Consider the following 25,582-nt stretch of genomic DNA (forward strand, 5'->3'; position numbering starts at 1 on the left):
TAATTCTATTAATTGATGAATTAACTCGCTTTTTTATGTAAAATAAAAGAAATAGAATTTATACATACTACAATAATAACTAATTATAAAGATGATTGTGACGTGCGGAGGTATTTTATGAAAATTTCAAACTCAAAAATATATGAACAGGTAGCTGATTTACTATTAGAACAAATTAAATCAGATGAATTTGAGATTGGAGACAAGCTACCATCAATTCAAAAATTAGCTACAACATATGGTGTGAGTGTAGCATCGATAAGAGAGGCATTAAATGCGCTAAGAACGATAGGTGTAATTGAAATAAAGCAAGGGTATGGTACGATCGTTAAACAAAAAGAACCCACTTTCTTTGAAATAGGTGAGAAGTTTAATTCGCTAGGCCAAATTAAAGAATTATTAGAATTAAGACAAATTATTGAAAGTGCAACAGCGGCTAAAGCTGCTAAATTGCGAACTAATGAGGATTTAAAAATAATGCGTCATTATTTAAATGAAATGGGGAAAGCCGTTTCTGATGGGACTTCTGGAGAAGAAGCGGATTTAGAATTTCATTTAACTATAGCAAAAGCTACTAATAATTCATTACTTGTAGATTTAATGAATAATATTTCAGACTTAATGAAAGATTCTATGAAAGAGACTCGTAAAATTTTCATTTATAGTAGACAAAAAACAATGGAAATACTTCAAGATGAACATGAAAAGATATTTAATGCGATAGAACAGCAAGATGATAAGTTAGCAACGCAATGTATGAATACACATTTAACTACAGTCATCGACACTACTTTAGCTAATTTTAATGAGCAGAATAACGAATTGTAATGGTTTTTAGATTGTTTTATTAACGATAAAAAAGCCCAAACTTTAAAAAGTTTGGGCTAGCAAATTTTATAGTTTTGGAAAGCCATCACACTTTCCAATAGCAAATTATTAATCATGAATTACCTTATACGTAAGACGGATATAGTTTAATGCTTTAAACTATAGTTTTATTATAATAGTATCTACAATATATTATCAACCACTTATTAGTTTAAATTTACACAAAAAGTTGATAATAAGCGATTTCACAACTTATAGAATATAAAGATTATACTACTAAAGTGTACTGACTATTGATATAATACTTAAAGAATTAATTTAGATGTCATTTTTAATTGTAAATTTGGACTTCGAATGTGCAAAAGGATAACATTCAAGTTATATTGAGACAATTATTAAATATAGTGACTCTCGGAGGTGTAGTAATGCCATTATTTTTACGACCTGTTTTTCATACAAAGGTATGGGGAGGTAGCAACTTAGAACAATTTGGGTACAATTTACCTAATCACAATATCGGAGAAGCATGGGGGATTTCTGCACATCCAAATGGTAATTGTGAAATTATAAACGGGCCATATAAAGGCGAGACTTTAAATGATGTTTGGACAAATCATAGAGAATTATTTGGTGACTTTCCGAGTAAAGATTTTCCACTCATGACTAAAATTGTAGATGCGAATAAACCACTATCTATACATGTTCATCCTGATGATGCTTATGCTTATGAAAACGAAAATGGGCAATATGGTAAATCAGAATGTTGGTATATTATAGATGCACAAGAAGATGCAGAAATTATATATGGACTTAATGTTGATTCTACTGAGGATGCTAAAAGTAAAATAGCAGCACATGATTATACAAATTTATTTAATAAGATCAAAGTACAACCTGGAGAGTTTTACTTCATTCCTGCCGGGACAGTTCACTCTATTGGTGAAGGTGTTATTGCATATGAAACGATGCAAGCTTCAGATGTATCATATAGATTATATGATTATGAGCGCCATCCACTTGAAGGTGAAAATAGAGAACTGCAAGTAGATAAGGCAACAGATGTCATAGAAGTATATAATGAAAATATGAATATTACGCCAGATACGGAAATGGTAGAAAATCATAAATTGACTAAACTAGTGTCGAATGACTTTTTCACTATCGTGAAATGGGTTATATCAGGTACTTTAAATTATATGAAGCCTAGAGAATTTGTGCTTGTATCCATTTTACATGGCGAGGGTCAAGTAATTATCGACGGTGACATATATGATATTAAAGGTGGCAATAATTTTATATTGACTTCTGATGATTTAGACACAGTATTTGAAGGCGAATTTGAAATTATTATTAGTTACTTATAAAAATCACAAGAGAGGTGACTGTCATGTATAAATTTTTATATGTAGCGTTAGCATGTGGATTGATTTCAGGTGCTGGAGTGTTCTTACATATACCACACTATCCATCGTTAATTTTTCCAATGTTAGTTGCTTTATTAGGTATTATAAGCACGTTAATAACGATTCCTAATAAAGAAATAAGTGGCATGTTAAAGCTCGGGGGCGTATTAATTAATATTATGCCGCTATTGGGTTCTTTTACGATGTTAAATAGTTAATGTGCCATTAACGTCATATTTTTTATTAAAAAATACCGAATAAGGTTTATGGTTGTTTGAACAACATAATATGAATATAATGGGAAAGATATAAATTTTACAGAGTTAGGAGTATCATAAATGTCAGAGGAAACAAGCTATTTTTGGTTAAATTGTGGCTATAATCGTTGGAATCACAATGAACCACTCGTAGGTCAAACCACATTATTTGAATCAGGCGCACAATTTAATCCATCACAAGGCTTTCGTGCATTTAAGCAGGCTAAAGTAGGAGATCAAGTTATCTTCTATCAAGTACAAATGGATACTGGGTTATTAGGCTATGGTGAGATAACTAGCGTGCAAACTGGTGCACAAAATAAAACTCGTGTACATTTTGAACTAAAAGCTCAATTAAAACCATTAACTGCTGATTATCTTAAACGTAGTGAACGTTTAGAATTCAGAATGAGCAATATGAAAGAAACATTGTTTAATCAAATCACTAAAGAAGAATTTGACTTAATCGTTAATCTTGGTAAAGGCGAAATCAAAGTTCCAAGATATTTCTTTGTGTCTGAAACAGAAGATTTTGAAGAAGGCGAAACATATACTTTATTTACACATACATATAATGGTATTAAAAGAAATGGTTATCATTTTTATACACAACTTGAACAAGGTGATAAAGTAGTTTTCTATGATAAGAATCAAGATCAATCAGTCATCGGGTTAGGTGAAATTACACGCCATATCCATGAAAAGCCACCAATCGCAGGAAGAACAAATAGTACGGCAATTGAAGTGTATTACGAAAAAGATATTACGCCAGTCTCATTATCGACATTAAATAAGCATCCTAAATTAAAAAACCTTTATTTTTTACAAGAAAATACTAAACAAGCGATTGCCAGTTTATCAGAAACACAATATGAATCTATTGTCGAAATGAGTGAAAATAATGGCTTAAAACCGCAATTTGAATCTGTTAGTAATGAACAAATGATTACAGAACAAGATGAAGATTTAAAACCGTTTATCTTGTTAGTTGTGGAACCAGGTGAGCCAGGGTTGAAAGCCGCCGAAGATTTGTTACAAAAAACAAATGCGCATCCTGTCATTACAACAGGTCATCCTGACTTTACAGAAGATATGTTATACGGCAAATATTTACCTAACGAAACGGGTGCCTTGTATTTTAGAGAAGGATTTATTACAGAACTCATGCCTAGAAAAGATAAAAGTTATCTAGTGATTGATAATTTTAATCGTATAGATCCAGATGTTTTTCAGACGTTTATCAATGTACTGGAAGGTTATGAAGTGACAATGCCAAGATATAATAAAGATGGCAATATGATTAAATGGTCACGTAAAAAAGATTCGTTTTATCATTTTAATCCTAATTGGCATATTGTTGGTATCACTTATGAAAGCTTGAATGATATAAAAAATCATTATTCGGAACAATTTTTAAAATATACGCGTATAGTTAGAGTGAATCAAGATTAATCTAGTTATATTAAGAGGTTGAAACAATAATAATGTTTCAACCTCTTATTTTTGCATTCAAGTACATATAGTCATTTTTATATGATCTGTACTTTTTATGAGCAATTAAAATGATTTAAAGTTCACATATATGGATATAATATAAATATGTAAGGAAAAGTGAGGTGTTAGTGATGCCAATCATTTATTATGACGGAGGTTGTGTTTATTGTTATAACTTTGCTATTTGGTTAATTCAAAATGGATTATCTACGCGTTATCAATTTGCCACTTTAAAAGGTTCTACAGGTCAACAGTTACAGCAAGAATACCCAGAAGCGAGACGTTTTGATAGTGTGATATTGCAAGAAGGAGATAATTTGCAATTTAAATCAGATGCCATCGCAACATTGATTACGTCATTAACTAATTTTAAATGGCTAGGTGTGTTAATAAGAATTACCCCTAAATTTATTCGTGATTTTGGCTACAATTTATTTGCAAATAATAGAAATAACATGTGGAAGACACATTGGCATAAGCCTGATGACTATGAACAATCATTCTTTATAGATTAATTTAAGTGAAGACAAACAGTGATAATGCCATCATGGTGTGTGGTATCACATTAAATTGAGTAGTAGATACAAATAAGATTTTAGATTCACGAAACACATTTAATAATGTACTAGCAGTGCTAATTGAGAAAAGAGATATAGTGAAAGTAATTCATTTTGCAAAAATGGCTGGAAATTTAACTGTGTTATAACTTGGAAAACAAGACGCTATGCTGTATCGTGAAGATTGAGAGAGCCGACTGTAATAAATTTGTTGCAGGATATGAAGATTGTAATAATTATAATTTAATGGTTATTACACCTTTACAGATTAGAATTATTATAATATAATAATAATTACAATAAAGCTTTAAGAAAAATATACAAATAAAGGAGTAATTAAATATGACAAACAATACACAAGTAGTAGAAGTATTAAATAAACAAGTTGCTAACTGGACGGTAGCATTTACAAAATTACACAATTTCCATTGGTACGTTAAAGGACCAAACTTCTTCTCATTACACACAAAATTTGAAGAGTTATACGATGAAGCTAGCCAATATGTTGATGATTTAGCTGAACGTATTTTAGCGGTAGGCGGCAACCCAGTTGCTACATTAAAAGAAAGTTTAGATATTTCTATTATTGAAGAGGCTGGTAAAGGTTATAAAGCTGAAGAAATGGTCGAAGAATTATCTCAAGACTTTACAAACGTTGCAAAACAATTAGATGAAGCAATTGAAGTTGCTTCAAATGCAGAAGATGATGTTACTGAAGATATGTTTATCGGTATGCAAACAAACATCGAAAAACATAACTGGATGTTAAAATCATATTTAGGTCAATAATTAATATAAAAAAAGCAACCGTATAAACGGTTGCTTTTTTATTTATTCAGCAATTTCTAAAGCGATTTCCATCATTTGTGTAAATGAATTTTGTCTCTCTTCAGCTGTTGTCGCTTCATCTTTTAAGATGTGGTCACTTACAGTAAAGATACCTAATGCTTTTTTATTAGCGTAAGTTGCATTTAAATATAAAGCGGCTGATTCCATTTCAATACCTAAAATACCCATACGTTGCCATTGATCATTGAAAGTACTGTCAGCATTATAAAATGTATCTGATGAAAGTATATTCCCTACATGACTTGTCGCGCCTAAAGCGTCAGCTTGTTGCTTTGCTTTTAACATTAAATCAAAGTCAGCTAATGGAGCAAAGTGGCCAGGAATATTGTATTGCTCTACATAACTTGAGTTTGTAGAGGCACCTTGAGCAATAATAATATCATAAAGGTTAACATCATTTTGTAAAGCGCCGCATGATCCGATACGAATAATTGTTTCTACGTCAAAAAAGTTATAAAGTTCATACGAATAAATGCCAATACTTGGAATCCCCATACCAGACCCCATTACTGATACTTCTTTACCTTTATATGTTCCTGTATAACCAAACATGTTACGTACTTCGTTAAATTGTTCTACATTTTCTAAGAAATTTTCTGCAATATATTTAGCTCGAAGTGGATCTCCAGGCATTAAAACAGTTTTAGCGATTTTTTTCCCATTTGGTTGAATGTGAGGTGTCCCTTTAGTCATAGTTAATCTTCTCCTTTAATATCATTCTTTAAAATAAAGATAACATTTGTTTATATTTTTTGCTATTTTTTGTAAAATATTATATGAATAAACATTTATAAAATGTTTGCCAAAAATGAAAATTAGTAGCTATTAAGGGCTTAACATTATAAAATTAAAGTGAACTAAACTAAGCAAATAATAGTTTGATTTTATTAGGTCTCATTTTATAAACACACTAGGAGGATTTTTATATGAATTATGCAAAATATATAGACCACACATTATTAAAACCCGAATCTACAAGAGAACAAATTGATAAAATCATCAGTGAAGCTCGTGAATATGAATTTAAATCAGTATGTATAAATCCCACTCATGTGAATCATGCTTCACAACAACTTGCAGATACTAAAGTATTAGTATGTACAGTAATAGGTTTTCCTTTAGGAGCAACAACTACAGCCACTAAAATCTATGAAACAGAAGATGCGATAAAAAATGGTGCAGATGAAATCGATATGGTGATTAATATTGGTGCACTTAAAGATGGACGATTTGAAGAAGTTCAAAAAGATATTGAAGGCGTGGTAGGCGCAGCAAATGGTAAAACAGTTAAAGTTATTATCGAAACTTGTTTATTAACTGATGAAGAAAAAGTTAAAGCATGTGAATTAAGTCAAGCTGCAGGTGCAAATTTCGTTAAAACTTCTACTGGTTTTGCTGGCGGTGGAGCGACTCCAGAAGATGTTAAATTAATGAAACAAACTGTCGGTGATAGCTTAGAAGTTAAAGCCTCAGGTGGCGTACGAAACTTAGAAGATTTTAATGCCATGTTAGAAGCAGGCGCAACTCGTATTGGTGCCAGTGCCGGTGTGCAAATTATTCAAGGTTTACAAAGTGATTCAGACTATTAATAAAGGGAATTTATAAAATAAGCATTATTATTTGGACATGTTTAAACAACACGAAGGGGAGGTTTTTTATATGAGAATGGTTGATATTATTGAAAAGAAAAGAGACGGGAATGCTTTAACAAAAGAAGAAATTGAATTTTTTATTGAAGGTTATACAAAAGGTGATATACCTGATTATCAAGCCTCAAGTTTAGCAATGGCTATTTTCTTTCAAGATATGAACGAAGATGAACGCGCTGCACTGACAATGGCAATCGTTAACTCGGGAGATGTTATCGACTTATCTAATATTGAGGGCATTAAAGTAGATAAGCATTCCACTGGTGGCGTGGGTGATACGACAACATTAGTGTTGGCACCACTCGTAGCTTCTGTAGGTGTACCTGTAGCTAAAATGAGTGGCAGAGGACTAGGTCATACTGGTGGTACAATTGATAAATTAGAATCTATTGAAGGCTTTCATGTCGAAATATCAGAAGATAAGTTTACTCAACTTGTAAATGAAGCAAAAGTAGCTGTCATTGGTCAATCTGGCAATTTAACGCCAGCTGATAAAAAACTATATGGTTTACGTGACGTTACAGGTACGGTCAATTCCATACCGCTCATCGCATCATCTATTATGAGTAAAAAAATTGCTGCGGGTGCTGATGCAATTGTCTTAGACGTTAAGACAGGTAACGGCGCTTTCATGAAAACAATTGAAGAAGCGGAAGCTTTAGCACATGCAATGGTAAGTATTGGGAATAATGTAGGTCGTAAGACAATGGCTATTATTTCTGATATGAGTCAACCACTTGGTAATGCTATTGGTAACGCACTAGAAGTAAAAGAAGCAATTGAAACTTTACAAGGTAAAGGACCTGAGGATTTAACAGATTTAGTATTAACATTAGGATCACAAATGGTTGTCCTAAGTAACAAAGCTACAGATTTAAAAGAAGCAGAAGCCATGTTAAAAGAAGCAATTAATAATGGTTCGGCGTTAGAAAGTTTCAAAACGTTTTTAACAAATCAAGATGGTGACGCATCGGTGGTCGATGATGTTACTAAGTTACCTCAAGCACAATATCAAATTGAATTACCAGCACAAGAAAGTGGCGTCGTAACCGAAATTATTGCTAATGAAGTTGGTGTTGCATCTATGATGTTAGGTGCAGGTAGACAAACAAAAGAAGACGATATTGACCTTAGTGTAGGTATTGTACTGAACAAAAAAGTTGGTGACGAAGTTAAAGAAGGTGAATCATTATTAACGATTCACTCTAATAACGAAAATATTGATAATGTTAAAGAAAAACTAAACAATAGTATCACTATAAGTAAACAAGGTAGCAACCCGACATTGATTCACAAAATAATTACTGAATAAGGAGTGGGAACTATGACTTCACCTTTTAAAAGAATTCATCTTATCGTTATGGATTCAGTAGGCATTGGAGAAGGACCAGACGCAGCAGCATTTAATGACGAAGGTAGTCACACCTTAAAACATACACTAGAAGGTTTCGAACAAGATTTGCCTAACCTAGAAAAACTAGGTCTTGGTAATATCGAAGAGTTACCTGTAGTAAATAAAGTAACAAATCCTCAAGCTTTTTACACTAAGATGAGTGAAGCCTCTGTAGGTAAAGATACAATGACTGGTCATTGGGAAATCATGGGCTTAAATATTATGCAACCATTCAAAGTTTATCCAGAAGGATTTCCAAAAGAATTGGTAGATGAAATTGAATCAATAACTGGACGTAAGGTCGTTGCTAATATCCCTGCTTCTGGTACTGCGATTATCGATGAGTGGGGCGAACATCAAATGAAAACAGGCGATTTAATCGTTTATACTTCTGCAGACCCAGTATTACAAATTGCTGCACATGAAGATGTTATACCATTAGAAGAATTATATGATATTTGTGAAAAAGTTCGAGAATTGACTAAAGATCCTAAATATTTAATAGGGCGTATTATTGCGAGACCGTACGTAGGTGAACCAGGTAACTTTACACGTACTTCGAATCGCCATGACTATGCTTTGAAACCTTTTGGGAAAACGGTTATGAACGAATTAAAAGAAGCAAATTATGACGTTATTGCTTTAGGTAAAATTAACGATATATATGATGGTGAAGGCGTAACTCAAGCAATTCGTACCAAAGATAATATGGACGGTATGGATAAACTAATTGAAACAGTACAACAAGATTTTAATGGCCTTAGCTTTTTAAATTTAGTTGATTTTGATGCGCAATTTGGTCATCGAAGAGATAAGCCAGGTTATGCACAAGCGATAAAAGATTTTGACAATCGCTTACCAGAACTTATCAATAATTTACAAGAAGATGATTTAGTCATTATCACAGCCGATCATGGTAATGACCCAACTGCTGATGGCACTGATCACACACGTGAATATATTCCAGTGCTTATGTTTAGTCCAAAAATAACTGAATATCATGAATTAGCTCAAGATGACACATTTAGTTCAATTGGTGCTACGATAGCAGATAATTTTGACGTTCCGTTACCTGAATATGGAAGAAGTTATTTGACGGAATTAGGAGTGGAAAAATAATGAAAATTGTAAGAATCATTTTAGGGACAATGTTTTCAATGATTGGATTGTTACACTTTAAAGATGAACAGTCATTCAGAAAAATTGTGCCTGATTATTTGCCACTAAGAAAAACAGCCGTGTTAGTAACAGGTGTCGTTGAAATCATTATTGGAATTTATTTTATTTTGAAAAGTCCATCTAATCTTTTCAAAAAATTAACTAACTTATTTTTAATCTCAGTAATGCCAGCAAATATTTATATGGCACGTAAATCATTGCCTCTAGGTAATAAACAGTTGCCACAATGGATGCTATATGCACGTATTCCATTACAATTTATATTAATGAAAACAATAACTAAACTATAACGTAAAAGTACAAAAAATAACCTGACGAATAATTATTATATTCGTCAGGTTATTTTTAATTTCAAATATTTAAGTTTATTTATTTTGCGTCACTAAAAACTTCATTCCATTGTTGACGTTCATTTAAAAATTCTTGCGCGATTTCTTTTGCTCCATCTAATGAGTGACTTGCTGCCCATCCGCATTGCACTTCATTACATGCAGGTACTTCAGTTGCTTGTAAAACATCTTTTAATGTCAATTCAACTATGTTAAGTACGTCTTCGTAATCGTCATGATTTATGAAAGACGCATAGAAACCTGTTTGACAACCCATTGGGCTTACGTCTACAACTTTATCAGTATGATTTCTAATATTTTCAGCCATTAAATGTTCTAATGAGTGTAAACCTGGCATATCCATATGTGCTTTGTTAGGTTGTTTGAATCGAATATCATATTTATGAATAACGTCACCGTTAAGACCTTCCATAGTACCAGCTAAGCGTATAAAAGGTGCAACTACTTTAGTATGATCTAAATTAAAACTTTCAACATTCATTTTTGGCATGGTAATTCCTCCTATTGAGTCAATAATTTAATTGTAACAAGTGATATATAGATTTACAATTGCCGTCATAGCTTAATAGTTGCAAATAAACAAATTTTTGAATATTAAGAAAAAATAATGACAAAAATTTATAAAACCGATAGAATAAGTAATAATTCGTGAGCGTTTTGTACAATCTAATAATCAATATGAGACGAAATGTTTTAAAAGTGTATGAAATGTTAATTATTTAAAATAGTGAAAGTAGGGTGGAGATTGTATGGAAAATAAACAAGTTATTTTAGATTATATTGAAAATGAAAAGTTAAATTATATTGAAATGAGTCATCAAATACATCAACGCCCAGAACTTGGGAATGAAGAAATTTTTGCATCAAGAACATTAATTGAACATTTAAAAGCACAAGGCTTTGAAATAGAAACTGATATAGCCGGACATGCAACTGGTTTTATTGCTAGATATGATAGTGGTAAAGAAGGCCCAACTATTGGGTTTTTAGCAGAATATGACGCTTTACCAGGGTTAGGACATGCTTGTGGTCATAATATTATTGGCACAGCGAGTGTTCTAGCTGGTACGGCGTTAACCCAAACGATAGAAAATATTGGTGGCAAGGTAGTTGTGTTAGGATGTCCTGCTGAAGAAGGTGGCGTCAACGGGAGTGCTAAAGCATCTTACGTCAACGAAGGTGTTATAGATGAGATAGATGTGGCGCTTATGGTTCATCCTGGTAATGAAACGTATAAAACGATTAATACTTTAGCTGTAGATGTTTTAGATATTAAATTTTACGGTAAAAGTACACATGCATCAGAAAATGCACATGAAGCATTAAATGCATTAGATGCGATGATTTCGTATTTTAATGGTGTCGCACAATTAAGACAACACATCAAAAAGAGCCAACGTGTGCATGGCGTTATTCTTGATGGCGGTAAAGCAGCGAATATCATTCCAGATTATACACATGCAAGATTTTATACGCGTTCTACAACGCGAAAAGAGTTAGATGTCTTAACAGAAAAAGTAGGACAGATTGCTAAAGGTGCAGCTATTCAAACAGGTTGTGATTATGAATTTGGGCCTATACAAAATGGTGTAAATGAATTTATTAGAACAGCTAAATTAGATGAACTATTCGCTAAATATGCAATTGAGATGGATGAAGATGTCATAGACGACGATTTTGGATATGGTTCAACGGATACAGGTAACGTTAGTCATGTCGTTCCAACTATTCATCCACACATTAAAATTGGTTCGAAAAACTTAGTGGGACATACGCATCGTTTCAGAGAAGCAGCGGCAAGTTCTCACGGGGATCAAGCATTAATTAGAGGCGGAAAAATATTAGCATTAATGGGATTAGAATTAATTGAAAATAAAAAATTGTTTGAAGAAATTGTTGAAGAGCATCAACATGCAAAGGGGCACTGATTATGAAAAAAAGTTCGCTTAGCACTAAGTTAACACTTAGCGATCTTTACCATGAGGATACGGTTTATACTTCTAGACCTTCATATGTTTCTAATCCATGGTTAGAACCAGAAGAACACCAATCTAATTTTTTAACTGGTAGGGAATTACTTATCGCTAATAAAATGTCAGTTATAGTTCATGAAGCTAGTGTAACAGATAAGTTAGCACAATTATTCGAAGTGATAGGTACTCAAATACCAAGTAGTATATACAAATTTAAGGACAAAGAATCTTATGAATCTTTAATTCAGAAGTTAGCACATGAAAATGATAAGAGAATTTACTTCCAATATATTCATGATGAGCAAGTGTTAGCTAAAGAGTTTTATGCATTGGATAAAGATGTTTTTGTAGCATTAAATAATAAAGCTAAAATACCGCAATGGACTAATGGTCGTTTCTTACCACAAAGACAAGTTATTGCCCTGGAAGATTTTGAGCAGGCAGTCGAGCAATGGGATTATCCATTCGTTATTAAACCGGGTGACGACTTACCTACGGCAGGTGGTTATGGCGTTATGATTTGCTATAATGACCAAGATTTAGCACAAGCCAAAAAGCGTGTGGCCGAAGCACAAAATGAAACTGATAATTTAATTATTGAACAAAAAATTGAAGCAGTAGCTAATTATTGCGTTCAATTCGCATATTCTGAAGAGACTGGTTTGCATTATATTGGCTCTGCAGAACAACTCACAAATGAATATGGATTTTATAATGGTAATCAAAATGCACAAGATGTACCAGAAATAGTTATTGAAGCGGGCAAAGAAATAATGCTTAATGGCATAAAAGAAGGTTTTATCGGTGTTGCTGGATTTGATTTATTGTTAGATGATAAAGGCGATGTCTATGCAATAGATTTAAACTTCAGACAAAATGGTTCAACGAGTTTATTACTTTTAGAGCCTGCTTTAACGGATGGTTATCATAAATTTTATAGTTATATTGCACCAAATAATAATGAACAATTTTTCCGTACTATTCTTAAATATGTAAAAAAAGGGGTACTATTCCCTTTATCATACTATGATGGAGAATGGTTTCAAGACGTACATGTCCCATCTCGATTCGGGTGTATTTGGCATGCTGAAACAAAACAACAAGTTGAAGACTATGAAAAAGCATTTTTAAGTGAAATTGAGTAAATCAATGCTTTATATAGTGATTTAATTTGGCGTCATTGACTAGTGCGACGCAGGTAAGATATATTCTATATATAACGTATATAGAATTGGGGTGCAGAAATGTCTTATAAAACAAATGAATTTTACCAAGATATACTTGTAACAGAAAAAATTTACCTAGCTACAAAAAAAGGTAAAGTAATCAGACAAGATATTCTAGGTAAAAACGTTTTTGCGATTTGGACACGCAAAGATGTGGCAGAGCAATATTTATCTAAACTTAATATCGATTTTGATGAGTTAAAAGCTATAGACATTGATAAGTTTGTAACTTATGAAATGGATGAAATTTTTGATGCACATGAAGAAGTTATTATTAATCCTACTTCTAATAATGACGGCGAACTCGTAGAAGTTGAAGCTTGTACTGATGAATTAATGACTGATTTAGATAATATTCGTATTAAAGAATTTAATAGTACAGTTGCAAAATCAGACTCAGTGTATGGATTATCATCACAAAATCAAAAGCAATTTATTTTAATTAGTGATGACGAACATGAAAAGCCTAATATTATGCCTGTGTGGAGTGTCAAAAAACAAGCTGAAAAAGTAAGAGATGAAGACTTTGAAGAATGCGATATCATAGAAGTCGAAGGCGAAGTATTTGCGGAGTGGCTCGATGTTTTAAGAGATGACCACAAAGCTGTAGCCATAGATTTAAAACCAGGTGTTATTGGTACAGTGATATCTGCTCAAACTCTATCAGATAAACTTACTATATAAGTAGTTTTAATATTTTTTAGATATGAAAAAGTGGTATTCGCTATATATACAGCGAATACCACTTTTTAATTATTAACGGTTCAAAACTCAGTTTTATAAGTTAAGACAACCAAGTGCGCCTGAAAATGCACCATGTTCAACATAATAAGGTTTAAACCCTCTTAATATTGTATAATCTTCAACTACTTTTCTTAACAAGAAGTTATTATGGAATGAAGATCCTATATAGGCGACATGTTCTGTATTATGTTCTCTGGCTACTGTAATCGCCATCGTTGTTATAACTTCACCAACGAGACCAATGACACATGCTAATTTGTCAGCTTTAGTAAATGTTGAATCTATATTATGTAATACATTACCAAAATTTGCTGCTGTTAAATCACCAGGTATTGGAGGTTCGGTATTTTCGTATATATGTTTAACTTTTAGATCAATAAGTTCTCTGTTACCATGTTGAGCCATATTAGTTAATTCTTCATAATTTTCGATACCACTTAATAAATAGCCTAAGCCTTGAATCATTCCACCGCCAGTACCAATGCCGCCAACACGTGATTGTTTAATACCATCTGAGAAATGTAAAGATGTACCAGTTCCCACATTAGTAAAAATATAATTATCTAAGTAATGTCCTTGCTCTTTAAGTAATATATTTAAGCCGATTGCTGCTGCATCAAATTCCACAAAAGTTCGAGAAGAACAATTTAATTGTTGATTGATCGTTGCAGCATGTCCACCAGTTAAACTTATATCCTCGCAACTATGATTGTTTAACCATGTTATAACTTTATCAATTTCAGTGGTAGGTATAGTTTGGTATTCTCTGTAATCATCGTGTTGTATAACTATTTTAATAAGCGTGCCACCTGCATCAATACCAATTTTCATTGAAGTGTCCTCCTAAAAAATTTACATTATAACTAATAATATAATAAAATAATGGAAAATAACATATGAGATAAGGAGAATTTTTAATAATGCAATTAAGTCCATATATTACTGTCGAAAATGTGACAGAGGCGATTGATTTTTATCAAAGTGCATTTGGTGGCGAAGTAAAAGTCTTAAATCAAGCTAAAGATAATATTTTGCATGCTGAACTACATGTTTCAACAGCAGTAATACTGCATTTATCAAGTAATTACGGCAAGCCTTATAGTAATGAAAATACTGATATCATTTTGACCTTTGATGACTTGGATGAACAAGAACAAGTTTATAATGCTTTAAGTACAGATGGTGATCCGCATATGCCACTAGAAAAAACATTTTTCAACGCGATACATGGCCAAGTTAAAGATAAATATGGTGTTAATTGGTTAATGAATTGCTTCTTAAAATAAGATTCATGCTGAAATAAAGGGTTAAATTTTTTGATTTAGTGGTAATAAATAAGCACTAAATAAATCGCATAGGGGTTTAATTATGGTAATTAAGAAACAATTTAAAAGCATTAAAGTTCAAGAATTTGAAGAACCATATAGACAAGCGCTATATGACTTTAAATTAAGTGATAGACAACAAATATATTCATCTTTGCCAAAAGATGTGTTAGATGATGCATTAACTGACAAAGATAGAATTGCCAATATTGTCTTAAATGAAAAGGATCAAGTCGTAGGATTTTTTGTGCTTCATCAATTTTATCAGCACGAAGGTTACGATACGCCAGAGCAGGTCGTTTATGTAAGATCACTATCTATTAATGAAGCTTTTCAAGGGAATGGTTATGGGACTCAAATTATGATGTTTATTCCTCAATATGTACAAACTGTATTTCCAGATTTCAACCATCTGTATTTAGTTGTAGATGCTGAAAATAAAGGCGCTTGGAATTTATATGAAAGAGCCGGATTTATGCACACTGCGACTAAAGAAGAAGGTCCAATAGGGAAAGAACGTTTATATTATTTAGATTTGGATGCCAAATATGTTTCGTCTCTATCATTAGTTTTAAATGATGAAGAATATAAATACGGCATCAATATTATAGATTTAATAAAAGACGGTTCAAAAGTAGGGTTTATTGCAGTGGAGCAACATGACAATAGACTTAATATTACATCGATAGAAGTTGATGCTTCGGAACGTTTAAGTGGCATAGCACAAAGTGCACTTAGACAACTACCTACGTTCGTTAGGAAAAATTTTGAAGGCATAAATGTCATAACTATAACGTTATATGGTGAACGAAACGAATTAAAACCCCTATGCTTAAATAGTAATTTTGTTGCTTTCGAAGAAGGGGATGACTTTGTTATCTTTGAAAAGTATATAAATTATTAATACTGATTGCGTAATCATTGTTTGTCCTTTATAATTTAGATTTGTTACTATTAATTAAGTGAAATGTGTATATAAATGTGAGAAAAGCGTGCGAAAGGAAGTAAATGAGCTATGAAAATACAAGATTATACTAAAGAGATGGTTGACGAAAAATCATTTATCGATATGGCATATAGCCTATTAAATGAAAAAGCAGATACAATGAATTTATATGATATTATTGATGAATTCAAAGCAATTGGTCACTATGAAGATAATGAAATTGAAAATAGAATTGTACAATTCTATACTGACTTAAATACTGATGGTCGTTTCTTGAACGTAGGAGAAAACGTATGGGGATTACGTGACTGGTATTCAGTAGATGACATTGAAGAAAAAATTGCACCAACTATTCAAAAATTTGATATCTTAGACAAAGATGACGAAGAAGATAAAAACCTTAAATTATTAGGTGAAGACGAACGAGACGACGATGACAATATTCCTAATTCAACTGACGATCAAGAAGGATTAAATGATCCAGAAGATGAAGAAGTAGAAGAAGAAATCAATGATTCTGAAATTGTTATCGAAGAAGATGATGAAGAATTAGACGAAGAAGACGAAGAATATGAAGACGAAGAAGAAGAGGAAGAATTCGAAGAGTAATTCTTGATATTCAATTGACTTTTTCTGTGAACATGATAAAATTTTATTCGGGCTCCTTTAATTAGGACGACGTGTATAAATTATATACGCTCCCCCTTACAAATTTGTGAGAGGGAGCGTTTTTTTATTTTAAAATAAACTTATTAAAAGCTTGAATTTAGCAAAAGAAGTCGTGTCTACGCTTAAGTTTTATACATAATATGAAAAGTGAGCAAGCGCTAATGACTCTTTTTGTGTATGATTGTTAAAATGTATCACCCCCTATCAGAAAGGTATTAGACCCTAAGAAAAATACAATATTAAACGGTTGTTTGAATAACAGGAGGATTAGAAATGACAAAATTTATTTTTGTAACCGGTGGTGTAGTTTCCTCACTTGGTAAAGGTATTACGGCAGCTTCTTTAGGTAGATTATTAAAAGATCGTGGATTAAAAGTAACAATTCAAAAATTTGATCCATATTTAAACGTAGACCCAGGTACGATGAGTCCTTATCAACATGGTGAAGTATTTGTCACTGACGATGGGGCAGAAACTGACTTAGACTTAGGTCACTATGAAAGATTTATCGATATTAATTTAAATAAATATTCTAACGTAACGGCTGGTAAAGTATATTCACACGTTCTTAAAAAAGAACGTCGCGGTGATTATTTAGGTGGAACAGTGCAAGTTATCCCTCATATCACAAATGAAATTAAAGAACGTTTACTGTTAGCAGGTGAAAGTACAAATGCCGATGTAGTTATTACGGAAATTGGCGGTACAACTGGGGATATCGAATCTTTACCATTTATCGAGGCTATTAGACAAATAAGAAGTGATTTAGGCAGAGAAAATGTGATGTATCTTCACTGTACTTTATTACCTTATATTAAAGCAGCAGGTGAAATGAAAACAAAACCGACACAACATAGTGTGAAAGAATTACGTGGTTTAGGTATTCAACCAGATTTAATTGTTGTTAGAACTGAATATGAACTGACACAAGATTTAAAAGATAAAATAGCATTATTCTGTGATATTAATAAATCAAGTGTTATAGAATGTCGTGATGCTGATTCGTTATATGAAATTCCATTACAATTAAGTAAGCAAGACATGGATGATATTGTAATCGAGCGTTTACAATTAAATCCAAAATACGATACACAATTAGACGAGTGGCAATATTTATTAGACACAGTAAATAGTTTAGATGGAAAAATCACTATCGGTTTAGTGGGTAAATATGTAAGTTTACAAGACGCTTATTTATCAGTAGTTGAATCATTAAAACATGCGGGTTATCCATTTAAAAAAGATGTCGTTGTAAAATGGATAGATTCAAGTGAAGTTACAGATGAAAATGTTAGTGAATATCTAGCAGATGTAGATGGTATTCTTGTACCTGGTGGATTCGGTTTCCGTGCCAGTGAAGGTAAAATTTCAGCTATTAAATATGCTAGAGAAAATAATGTACCATACTTCGGTATATGTTTAGGTATGCAACTAGCAACTGTTGAATTTGCTCGCCATGTGCTTGGATTAGAAGGCGCACATTCAGCAGAATTAGACCCTAACACGCCATATCCAATCATTGATTTATTACCTGAACAAAAGGATATTGAGGATTTAGGTGGTACTTTACGCCTAGGTTTATATCCATGTAAAATTCAACCAAATACTTTAGCGCATCGTATCTATAATTTATCTGATATAGAAGAAAGACATCGTCATCGTTATGAATTTAACAACGACTATCGTCAACAACTTGAAGATAATGGCATGGTCTTCTCTGGTACAAGCCCAGATGGTAGATTAGTGGAAATGGTAGAAATACCTACAAATGATTTCTTTGTAGCGTGTCAATTCCACCCAGAATTTTTATCTAGACCAAACCGTCCACAACCAATCTTCAAATCATTTATTGAAGCTGCAATGAAGCAAAGTCAAAAATAAGGTACCTTAAAAATAAAGCGACTAGTTTTTAATATTTTGGTATATAAAACAAACGTCAATTTCTAGCATAGTTGGTTAGAAATTGACGTTTACTTTATGTGTATGCAAATTTATAGTGAATTAAGATGCCAACAAATAATATAATTTGGCATAGAGTAGACGTGCTAACAATTAAAATTCTAAGTCTCGCGACATTTCTATCATTTGTGTATAAATTTCATAATAAATATAATTAAATGACATCGTGTGAGGTGTAATAATTTTATCGTAATCCTCTGTGTATATAATAGGCCTAGATGTATTTAAGTTAATAAAATGGAACAGATGATCAGGGAAATAGGTTTCTTTTGGTTTATTAGTAATTAATACAAAGTCTGCATCCATCTCGATCAAAGTTTCGACATCTTGTTTAACAACGTCAGTATAAAATGGTGCAAATAAAAATACTCTGTCTGTTGTATCAATTGAGGTATCAGCAATGCTATCCGTTATAATTTCGCTTGATTCTAATTTTTCATTACTGTTAACAATGTAAGTTTCGAAAAATTTTAAATCGTCATATCCTTTGACATAAACGGTACCTTCACCGCCAATGGCTTGAATAACACATTGCGCTGCCATTTGAATATCTAGCGCCTGCTCTTCTAATCTATTAAAAATCCCATTTAATTGTGTGTTTAAAATTTTAGACATGAATACCCTCCGTTCTTTCTCCATCAACATATTGTATAAAAATGCCTAATATAATGCAATAATACGTATTACTAACAAATAGGATAATATTTAAATGTAATACGTATATGAAAATTAATTAAAATTATTGAATTTGCATGCATTCGTGTACAAATTTTGATATAATACAATAGTAAAAATACGTGCACATTGCACCCAAGGAGGAACTTTAATGCCTTTAGTTTCAATGAAAGAAATGTTAATCGATGCAAAAGAAAATGGTTATGCGGTTGGTCAATACAACTTAAATAACCTAGAATTTACACAAGCTATACTACAAGCTTCTCAAGAAGAGAATGCACCAGTAATTTTAGGTGTATCTGAAGGTGCTGCTCGCTACATGGGTGGTTTTTATACTGTAGTGAAAATGGTTGAAGGTCTATTACATGACTTTAACATCACAATACCTGTAGCGATTCACTTAGACCATGGTTCAAGCTTTGAAAAATGTAAAGAAGCAATTGACGCTGGTTTTACATCAGTAATGATTGACGCTTCTCACGCTCCATTTGAAGAAAATATTGAAATTACTTCAAAAGTAGTTGAATACGCTCACGAAAATGGCGTGTCAGTTGAAGCTGAATTAGGAACTGTTGGCGGACAAGAAGATGACGTTGTAGCTGAAGGCGTTATTTATGCTGACCCTAAAGAATGTCAAGAACTAGTAGAAAGAACTGGAATTGACACATTAGCACCAGCACTTGGTTCAGTACACGGACCATATAAAGGTGAACCAAAATTAGGATTCAAAGAAATGGAAGAAATTGGTGCTTCTACTGGTTTACCATTAGTATTACATGGTGGTACTGGTATTCCAACAAAAGACATTCAAAGAGCCATTCCTTATGGTACTGCGAAAATAAACGTAAACACTGAAAACCAAATTGCTTCTGCTCAAGCGGTTCGTGATGTTTTAAATGCAGACAACGAAGTTTATGATCCACGTAAATATTTAGGACCAGCACGTGAAGCAATCAAAGAAACAGTAAAAGGTAAAATTAGAGAGTTTGGAACTTCTAACCAAGCTAAATAATTAAAGACATTAACAGCTATTATATATAACTATAATAGCTGTTTTTTATGTTATAATTAGCGCATTAAATATTGATATATGAGTTTAGAATTCTCGAAAAATCAATCTTTTTAACAATTTTATAAAATAATGATTTGAGTTACTTAGCAATGGGAATTATAGTATTGAGTCAAATTAATAGAGATAGAATTTAAATTTGCTTACTATTTGGAAAGATGATTTTTTGCATTGAACATCGATTTATTTTATAATTCTCGTGTTGTGTAAAATTAGATTCCGAGTGATTGAAAAAAAGGAGAACGTGCGTATGGCTCAAGAAGTTATTAAAATTAGAGGTGGACAAACCCTTAAAGGTACTGTAAATAATCATGGCGCAAAAAATAGTGCGGTTGCAATCATACCTGCAGCAATTTTAGCTGAAGATAAAGTGACGATAAATGGTTTACCTGAAATATCAGATGTGGAAACACTTGTAAGTTTATTAGGCGATTTAAACATTGAAACTGAACTTGATGGATCAACATTAAATATAGATCCAACTGAAATTAAAAATGCGCCTTTACCTAATAATAAAGTAGAATCGTTAAGAGCTTCTTATTATATGATGGGGGCAATGTTAGGCAGATTTAATAAATGTGTTATTGGTTTGCCAGGAGGATGTCCATTAGGACCTAGACCTATCGACCAACATATTAAAGGCTTCAAAGCATTAGGTGCAGAAATAGATGAGTCTAGTGATACATCTATGCAATTAGTAGCGGATAAATTAGTTGGAGCTAATATTTTCTTAGATATGGTAAGTGTAGGCGCTACAATAAATATTATGTTAGCTGCTGTTCGTGCAGAAGGACAAACAGTGATAGAAAATGCGGCTAAAGAACCGGAAGTAGTCGATGTGGCATCATTTTTAACTTCTCTTGGAGCCAATATTAAAGGTGCTGGTACAAGTACGATCAAAATAATGGGTGTGCCACATTTACATGGCTCTAATCATCAAGTAATCCCAGATAGAATTGAAGCGGGTACATATATGTGTATTGCAGCTGCTTGTGGGGAAGATATTGAAATTAATAATATAATACCTACTCATGTAGAACCACTCGCAGTAAAAATGAAAGAATTAGGTATCGATTTAACGATGGAAGACGACAGCGTTAAAATTAAAAGTAAACCTACATACAATAGTGTAGATATTAAAACACTTGTTTATCCTGGTTTTGCTACTGATCTACAACAACCTATCACGCCGTTATTATTTTTAACTGATGGTGTGTCATTTGTAACAGAAACTATTTATCCAGCGCGATTTAAGCATGTCGAGGAATTACAAAAGATGAATGCCAATATTTACGTTGATAATGGAACAGCAACTATAAAACCGTCTACTTTAAAAGGTGCAGAAGTCTATGCCAGTGATTTAAGAGCTGGTGCATGTCTAATTGTAGCTGGTCTTTTAGCTGAAGGCGTTACTACAATTTATAACGTGAAACATATTTATAGAGGTTATACAAATATTGTTAAAACACTATCAGCATTAGGTGCAGATATTTGGACTGAAGAAATATAAGAAATGTGGTATAATAATTATATCAAGAATTAGACACTCACGATTGGTGAATTTAGTGAAGTTGAATAGAGGTGAATATGATGGAGGTTTGTCCTTATCTTGAAGAAACTTTTAAAATCGTCGGTAGAAGTTGGAATGGACTCATCATTAATTATTTATCTAGATGTTCAAGCCGATCAGCACACTTTTCTGATATGAAAAAAGACTTAAAAACCATAACGCCACGTGCTTTAAGTATAAAGTTGACTGATTTAAGTGATTGGGGACTTGTAGAGAAGAAAATAGTAACAACAAGTCCGGTAAATATTGTTTATGAGTTAACTGATAAAGGTTATGCACTAGCTCAAGCATTAGTACCAATAGAAAAGTGGGCACAAGATTATATTGAACTTGAAAAGATGCAATAATATATACCGCAAGTCATAGTTATTATTATGGGAATGTACCGTAGGGATCTTATTGATGCCTACGGTATTTTTTATTTATGATACATATTAAATTTCACCTATGAGCATTTTGGTTTCATAATCAAATAATCTTGTTAAAATGTAACTACAGTAAAAATTTAAGGAGTGAATATATAATGAGAAACTTCACTAAGCAATATATTAACGGTGAATGGATAGACAGCACGAGCGGTGAAACAATTGAAGTTGTTAACCCTGCAACTGAAGAAGTTATCGGTTCAATTGCAAAAGGTAATAAAGAAGATGTTGATAAAGCAGTGGAAGCTGCTGAAAATGTATATATTGACTTCAGACACAGTTCTGTAAAAGAAAGACGCGATTTATTAGATAAAATAGTACAAGAATATAAAAATAGAAAAGACGACATTGTTGCTGCAATTAGAGATGAATTAGGTTCTCCAGTTACTAATGCCGAAAAAGTACATTACCAAATGGGCTTAGATCATTTTGAAGCAGCACGTGACGCATTAGATGATTTTAAATTTGAAGAACGTCGTGGCAATGACTTAGTAGTTAAAGAAGCTATTGGTGTTGCAGGATTAATTACACCATGGAACTTCCCAACAAACCAAACGTCATTAAAATTAGCTGCTGCATTTGCTGCAGGTAGTCCGGTTGTATTAAAACCATCTGAAGAAACTCCATTTGCTGCTATTATTTTAGCTGAAATTTTTGACAAAGTAGGCGTACCTAAAGGTGTATTCAACCTTGTAAATGGTGACGGTGAAGGCGTAGGTAACCCAATTAGTGAACATCCTAGCATTAGAATCGTATCATTTACTGGTTCTGGTGGTACAGGTTCTAAAATTATGGAAAAAGCTGCAAAAGACTTCAAAAAAGTATCACTTGAATTAGGTGGTAAATCACCATATATTATTTTAGAAGATGCAGATATCGAAGACGCAGCTGCAGCTGCAGTTAAAAAAGTAATTGGTAACACTGGTCAAGTTTGTACTGCTGGGACAAGAACATTGGTTCCAGAAAGTATTAAAGCAGATTTCTTAACTGCTGTTAAAGAAAAAATTAGCCAAATTAAAGTAGGAGATCCTACTGATGCTTCAACTCAAATGGGTCCAATCATTAGCAAAAAACAATTCGATCAAGTTCAATCATATATTGATAAAGGTATCAATGAAGGTGCAGAACTATTTTACGGTGGCCCAGGTAAACCAGAAGGTTTAGAAAAAGGTTACTTTGCTAGACCAACAGTATTTAATAATGTTGATAATAAAATGACAATTGCACAAGAAGAAATTTTCGGTCCAGTAATGTCAATTATTAGTTACAACAATTTAGACGAAGCAATTAAAATTGCGAATGATACAAAATATGGATTAGCAAGTTATGTATTTGGTAAAGATAAAGAACAATTAGAAAAAGTTGCGCGTTCAATGGAAGCTGGAACAGTTGAAATTAACGAAGCAGGTCGTAAACCAGACTTACCATTCGGTGGTTATAAACAATCAGGAATCGGCCGCGAATGGGGCGACTATGGTATAGAAGAATTCTTAGAAGTTAAATCTATTGCTGGATTTTACAATTAATAGTTAGTTAGAAATATTGGGTGGTTAACCACCCAATATTTTTTTATTTTTTTCAATAACTGAAAATCATTTTGTATTTAAATAGAAAATTTGCTATAGTGATTAGATGAATAGTGAACTATTAGGCTATTTAAATAAACTTTTTTATGAAATGGGTGCAAGATAATGCCTGACAAAGTACGTACATCACCTCAGTACGAGTCATTCCACGAATTATATAAAAATTACACTACTAAAGAGCTCACTCAAAAAGCAAAATCCTTAAAATTAACAAATTATAGTAAATTGAATAAAAAAGAACTTGTGTTGGCGATTATGGAAGCCCAAATGGAAAAAGATGGCAATTACTATATGGAAGGAATACTAGATGACATTCAACAAGATGGCTATGGTTTCCTTAGAACAGTTAATTATTCAAAAGGTGAAAAAGATATTTATATATCCGCTAGCCAAATAAGACGATTTGAAATTAAACGCGGAGATAAAGTTACAGGTAAAGTAAGAAAACCTAAAGATAATGAAAAATATTATGGCTTACTGCAAGTTGACTTTGTGAATGATGAAAATGCAGAAGAAGTTAAAAAACGACCTCATTTCCAAGCGTTGACACCACTTTATCCAGAAGAACGTGTTGTTTTAGAAACTGAAAAAAATAAATATTCAACAAGAATTATGGATTTAATTACACCAATTGGTTTGGGGCAACGTGGTCTGATTGTTGCACCACCAAAGGCAGGTAAAACTTCTTTACTTAAAGAAATTGCTAATGCGATTGCTGTTAATAAACCTGATGCAGAATTATTTATTTTACTTGTCGGTGAAAGACCTGAAGAGGTTACTGATATAGAACGTTCTGTTGAATCAGCTGAAGTCGTACATTCAACATTTGATGAACCACCGCAACATCATGTTAAAGTCGCGGAGTTATTGTTAGAAAGAGCTAAAAGACTAGTTGAAATTGGTAAAGATGTCATTATTTTAATGGATTCAATCACAAGGTTAGCACGTGCCTATAACTTGGTTATCCCACCAAGTGGTAGAACTTTATCAGGCGGACTAGACCCAGCATCATTACACAAACCAAAAGCATTTTTCGGTGCGGCCCGTAATATTGAAGCTGGTGGCAGTTTGACTATATTAGCTACGACACTTGTAGATACAGGTTCACGTATGGATGATATGATTTACGAAGAATTTAAAGGTACGGGTAATATGGAACTGCATTTAGATCGTAAATTAGCAGAACGCCGTATTTTCCCAGCTATAGATATAGGACGAAGCTCTACAAGAAAAGAAGAATTATTAATTTCACCAAAAGAATTAGAATCTTTATGGCAGTTACGTAATATGTTTAGTGATTCATTAGACTTTACCGAAAGATTTATCCGTAAATTGAAACGAACAAATAATAATCACGAATTCTTTTTACAATTACAAAAATCAGCAGAAGAAAGCACTAAAACTGGAAAACCTATTATTTAATTCATTGAATTGTATATAAAGCTATGTTTAAAAC

General features: G+C 32.6%; 26 protein-coding genes. 22 read left to right on the top strand and 4 right to left on the bottom strand.

Annotated features, from left to right (window positions below; all coding sequences use genetic code 11):
- Window positions 1-117 precede the first annotated feature (117 nt).
- The 6 genes from ISP08_RS03905 (at window position 118) to ISP08_RS03930 (ending at window position 5,328) form a co-directional block, all read left to right on the top strand.
- A complete protein-coding gene (locus ISP08_RS03905; protein WP_195719558.1) occupies window positions 118-828 on the top strand; it encodes a FadR/GntR family transcriptional regulator in 711 nt (236 codons plus the stop codon).
- Window positions 829-1,253: 425 nt separating this feature from the next.
- A complete protein-coding gene (locus tag ISP08_RS03910) occupies window positions 1,254-2,192 on the top strand; it encodes a type I phosphomannose isomerase catalytic subunit (RefSeq protein ID WP_048792805.1) in 939 nt (312 codons plus the stop codon).
- 23 nt (window positions 2,193-2,215) lie between these two features.
- Window positions 2,216-2,449 carry a hypothetical protein gene (locus tag ISP08_RS03915; protein ID WP_195719557.1) on the top strand — a complete coding sequence of 78 codons (234 nt, stop codon included), beginning with the start codon at window positions 2,216-2,218 and terminating at the stop codon, window positions 2,447-2,449.
- 120 nt (window positions 2,450-2,569) lie between these two features.
- The gene (locus tag ISP08_RS03920; protein ID WP_195719556.1) at window positions 2,570-3,940 is read left to right on the top strand and encodes an EVE domain-containing protein; all 1,371 of its coding nucleotides are present in this window, start codon (window positions 2,570-2,572) and stop codon (window positions 3,938-3,940) included.
- Between the two features lie 173 nt (window positions 3,941-4,113).
- Window positions 4,114-4,497, top strand: a complete 384-nt coding sequence (locus tag ISP08_RS03925; protein WP_048792808.1) for a thiol-disulfide oxidoreductase DCC family protein — start codon at window positions 4,114-4,116, stop codon at window positions 4,495-4,497.
- Window positions 4,498-4,881: 384 nt separating this feature from the next.
- Window positions 4,882-5,328: a Dps family protein gene (locus ISP08_RS03930; protein ID WP_195719555.1), complete on the top strand. Its 447-nt coding sequence runs from the start codon at window positions 4,882-4,884 to the stop codon at window positions 5,326-5,328.
- Window positions 5,329-5,370: 42 nt separating this feature from the next.
- Here ISP08_RS03930 and deoD read toward each other — a convergent pair whose 3' ends face one another.
- A complete protein-coding gene (gene deoD, locus ISP08_RS03935) occupies window positions 5,371-6,081 on the bottom strand; it encodes a purine-nucleoside phosphorylase (RefSeq protein WP_048792810.1) in 711 nt (236 codons plus the stop codon).
- Window positions 6,082-6,314: 233 nt separating this feature from the next.
- Here deoD and deoC point away from each other — a divergent pair, with 233 nt between their 5' ends.
- The 4 genes from deoC (at window position 6,315) to ISP08_RS03955 (ending at window position 9,899) form a co-directional block, all read left to right on the top strand.
- Window positions 6,315-6,977 carry a deoxyribose-phosphate aldolase gene (gene deoC, locus ISP08_RS03940; RefSeq protein WP_048792811.1) on the top strand — a complete coding sequence of 221 codons (663 nt, stop codon included), beginning with the start codon at window positions 6,315-6,317 and terminating at the stop codon, window positions 6,975-6,977.
- A 70-nt stretch (window positions 6,978-7,047) separates the two neighbouring features.
- On the top strand, window positions 7,048-8,349 hold the full coding sequence (locus ISP08_RS03945) for a pyrimidine-nucleoside phosphorylase (protein WP_195719554.1): 1,302 nt from the start codon (window positions 7,048-7,050) through the stop codon (window positions 8,347-8,349).
- 12 nt (window positions 8,350-8,361) lie between these two features.
- Complete coding sequence (gene deoB / locus ISP08_RS03950; RefSeq protein WP_048792813.1) at window positions 8,362-9,549, top strand: phosphopentomutase; 1,188 nt, start codon at window positions 8,362-8,364, stop codon at window positions 9,547-9,549.
- Window positions 9,549-9,899: a DoxX family protein gene (locus ISP08_RS03955; RefSeq protein WP_195719553.1), complete on the top strand. Its 351-nt coding sequence runs from the start codon at window positions 9,549-9,551 to the stop codon at window positions 9,897-9,899. Before deoB ends, ISP08_RS03955 begins: the two co-directional genes overlap by 1 nt.
- Window positions 9,900-9,978: 79 nt before the next feature.
- On the opposite strand, the gene ISP08_RS03960 is transcribed toward ISP08_RS03955, so the two are convergent.
- A complete protein-coding gene (locus ISP08_RS03960; protein WP_048792815.1) occupies window positions 9,979-10,449 on the bottom strand; it encodes an S-ribosylhomocysteine lyase in 471 nt (156 codons plus the stop codon).
- Between the two features lie 259 nt (window positions 10,450-10,708).
- Between ISP08_RS03960 and ISP08_RS03965 the strand changes: the two genes are divergently transcribed.
- From ISP08_RS03965 to ISP08_RS03975, 3 genes are all read left to right on the top strand, one after another.
- Window positions 10,709-11,887, top strand: coding sequence for a M20 family metallopeptidase (locus ISP08_RS03965; protein ID WP_048792816.1), 1,179 nt, complete (start codon window positions 10,709-10,711; stop codon window positions 11,885-11,887).
- Window positions 11,888-11,889: 2 nt separating this feature from the next.
- Window positions 11,890-13,077 carry an L-aspartate--L-methionine ligase LdmS gene (ldmS, locus tag ISP08_RS03970; RefSeq protein ID WP_195719552.1) on the top strand — a complete coding sequence of 396 codons (1,188 nt, stop codon included), beginning with the start codon at window positions 11,890-11,892 and terminating at the stop codon, window positions 13,075-13,077.
- A gap of 99 nt (window positions 13,078-13,176) precedes the next feature.
- Window positions 13,177-13,842: a DUF2750 domain-containing protein gene (locus ISP08_RS03975; RefSeq protein ID WP_195719551.1), complete on the top strand. Its 666-nt coding sequence runs from the start codon at window positions 13,177-13,179 to the stop codon at window positions 13,840-13,842.
- Window positions 13,843-13,935: 93 nt separating this feature from the next.
- On the opposite strand, the gene coaW is transcribed toward ISP08_RS03975, so the two are convergent.
- Window positions 13,936-14,733, bottom strand: a complete 798-nt coding sequence (gene coaW / locus ISP08_RS03980; protein ID WP_195719550.1) for a type II pantothenate kinase — start codon at window positions 14,731-14,733, stop codon at window positions 13,936-13,938.
- A gap of 89 nt (window positions 14,734-14,822) precedes the next feature.
- Here coaW and ISP08_RS03985 point away from each other — a divergent pair, with 89 nt between their 5' ends.
- The 4 genes from ISP08_RS03985 (at window position 14,823) to ISP08_RS04000 (ending at window position 18,723) form a co-directional block, all read left to right on the top strand.
- Window positions 14,823-15,188: a VOC family protein gene (locus tag ISP08_RS03985; RefSeq protein ID WP_195719549.1), complete on the top strand. Its 366-nt coding sequence runs from the start codon at window positions 14,823-14,825 to the stop codon at window positions 15,186-15,188.
- 82 nt (window positions 15,189-15,270) lie between these two features.
- Entirely contained in the window at window positions 15,271-16,131 is an 861-nt protein-coding gene (locus ISP08_RS03990) for a GNAT family N-acetyltransferase (RefSeq protein WP_195719548.1), read from the top strand.
- Between the two features lie 111 nt (window positions 16,132-16,242).
- Complete coding sequence (gene rpoE, locus ISP08_RS03995; RefSeq protein ID WP_195719547.1) at window positions 16,243-16,782, top strand: DNA-directed RNA polymerase subunit delta; 540 nt, start codon at window positions 16,243-16,245, stop codon at window positions 16,780-16,782.
- 333 nt (window positions 16,783-17,115) lie between these two features.
- On the top strand, window positions 17,116-18,723 hold the full coding sequence (locus ISP08_RS04000; protein ID WP_195719546.1) for a CTP synthase: 1,608 nt from the start codon (window positions 17,116-17,118) through the stop codon (window positions 18,721-18,723).
- Between the two features lie 171 nt (window positions 18,724-18,894).
- Here ISP08_RS04000 and ISP08_RS04005 read toward each other — a convergent pair whose 3' ends face one another.
- Entirely contained in the window at window positions 18,895-19,416 is a 522-nt protein-coding gene (locus ISP08_RS04005) for a DUF2529 family protein (RefSeq protein WP_195719545.1), read from the bottom strand.
- Window positions 19,417-19,627: 211 nt separating this feature from the next.
- On the opposite strand from ISP08_RS04005, the gene fdaB reads away from it, so the two are divergent.
- The 5 genes from fdaB to rho all read left to right on the top strand — a co-directional run bounded on the left by fdaB (window position 19,628) and on the right by rho (window position 25,548).
- Window positions 19,628-20,488: a class IIb fructose-bisphosphate aldolase FdaB gene (gene fdaB / locus ISP08_RS04010; RefSeq protein WP_048792825.1), complete on the top strand. Its 861-nt coding sequence runs from the start codon at window positions 19,628-19,630 to the stop codon at window positions 20,486-20,488.
- Between the two features lie 307 nt (window positions 20,489-20,795).
- Window positions 20,796-22,055, top strand: coding sequence for a UDP-N-acetylglucosamine 1-carboxyvinyltransferase (locus ISP08_RS04015; RefSeq protein WP_195719544.1), 1,260 nt, complete (start codon window positions 20,796-20,798; stop codon window positions 22,053-22,055).
- 80 nt (window positions 22,056-22,135) lie between these two features.
- Window positions 22,136-22,462 carry a winged helix-turn-helix transcriptional regulator gene (locus tag ISP08_RS04020; protein WP_048792827.1) on the top strand — a complete coding sequence of 109 codons (327 nt, stop codon included), beginning with the start codon at window positions 22,136-22,138 and terminating at the stop codon, window positions 22,460-22,462.
- Window positions 22,463-22,638: 176 nt separating this feature from the next.
- Window positions 22,639-24,066, top strand: a complete 1,428-nt coding sequence (locus ISP08_RS04025) for an aldehyde dehydrogenase family protein (protein WP_195719543.1) — start codon at window positions 22,639-22,641, stop codon at window positions 24,064-24,066.
- A 165-nt stretch (window positions 24,067-24,231) separates the two neighbouring features.
- Window positions 24,232-25,548, top strand: coding sequence for a transcription termination factor Rho (rho, locus tag ISP08_RS04030; protein ID WP_195719542.1), 1,317 nt, complete (start codon window positions 24,232-24,234; stop codon window positions 25,546-25,548).
- Window positions 25,549-25,582: the final 34 nt, after the last annotated feature.

The organism is Staphylococcus lloydii (assembly GCF_015775975.1).
In the GTDB taxonomy this organism is placed as follows: domain Bacteria; phylum Bacillota; class Bacilli; order Staphylococcales; family Staphylococcaceae; genus Staphylococcus; species Staphylococcus lloydii.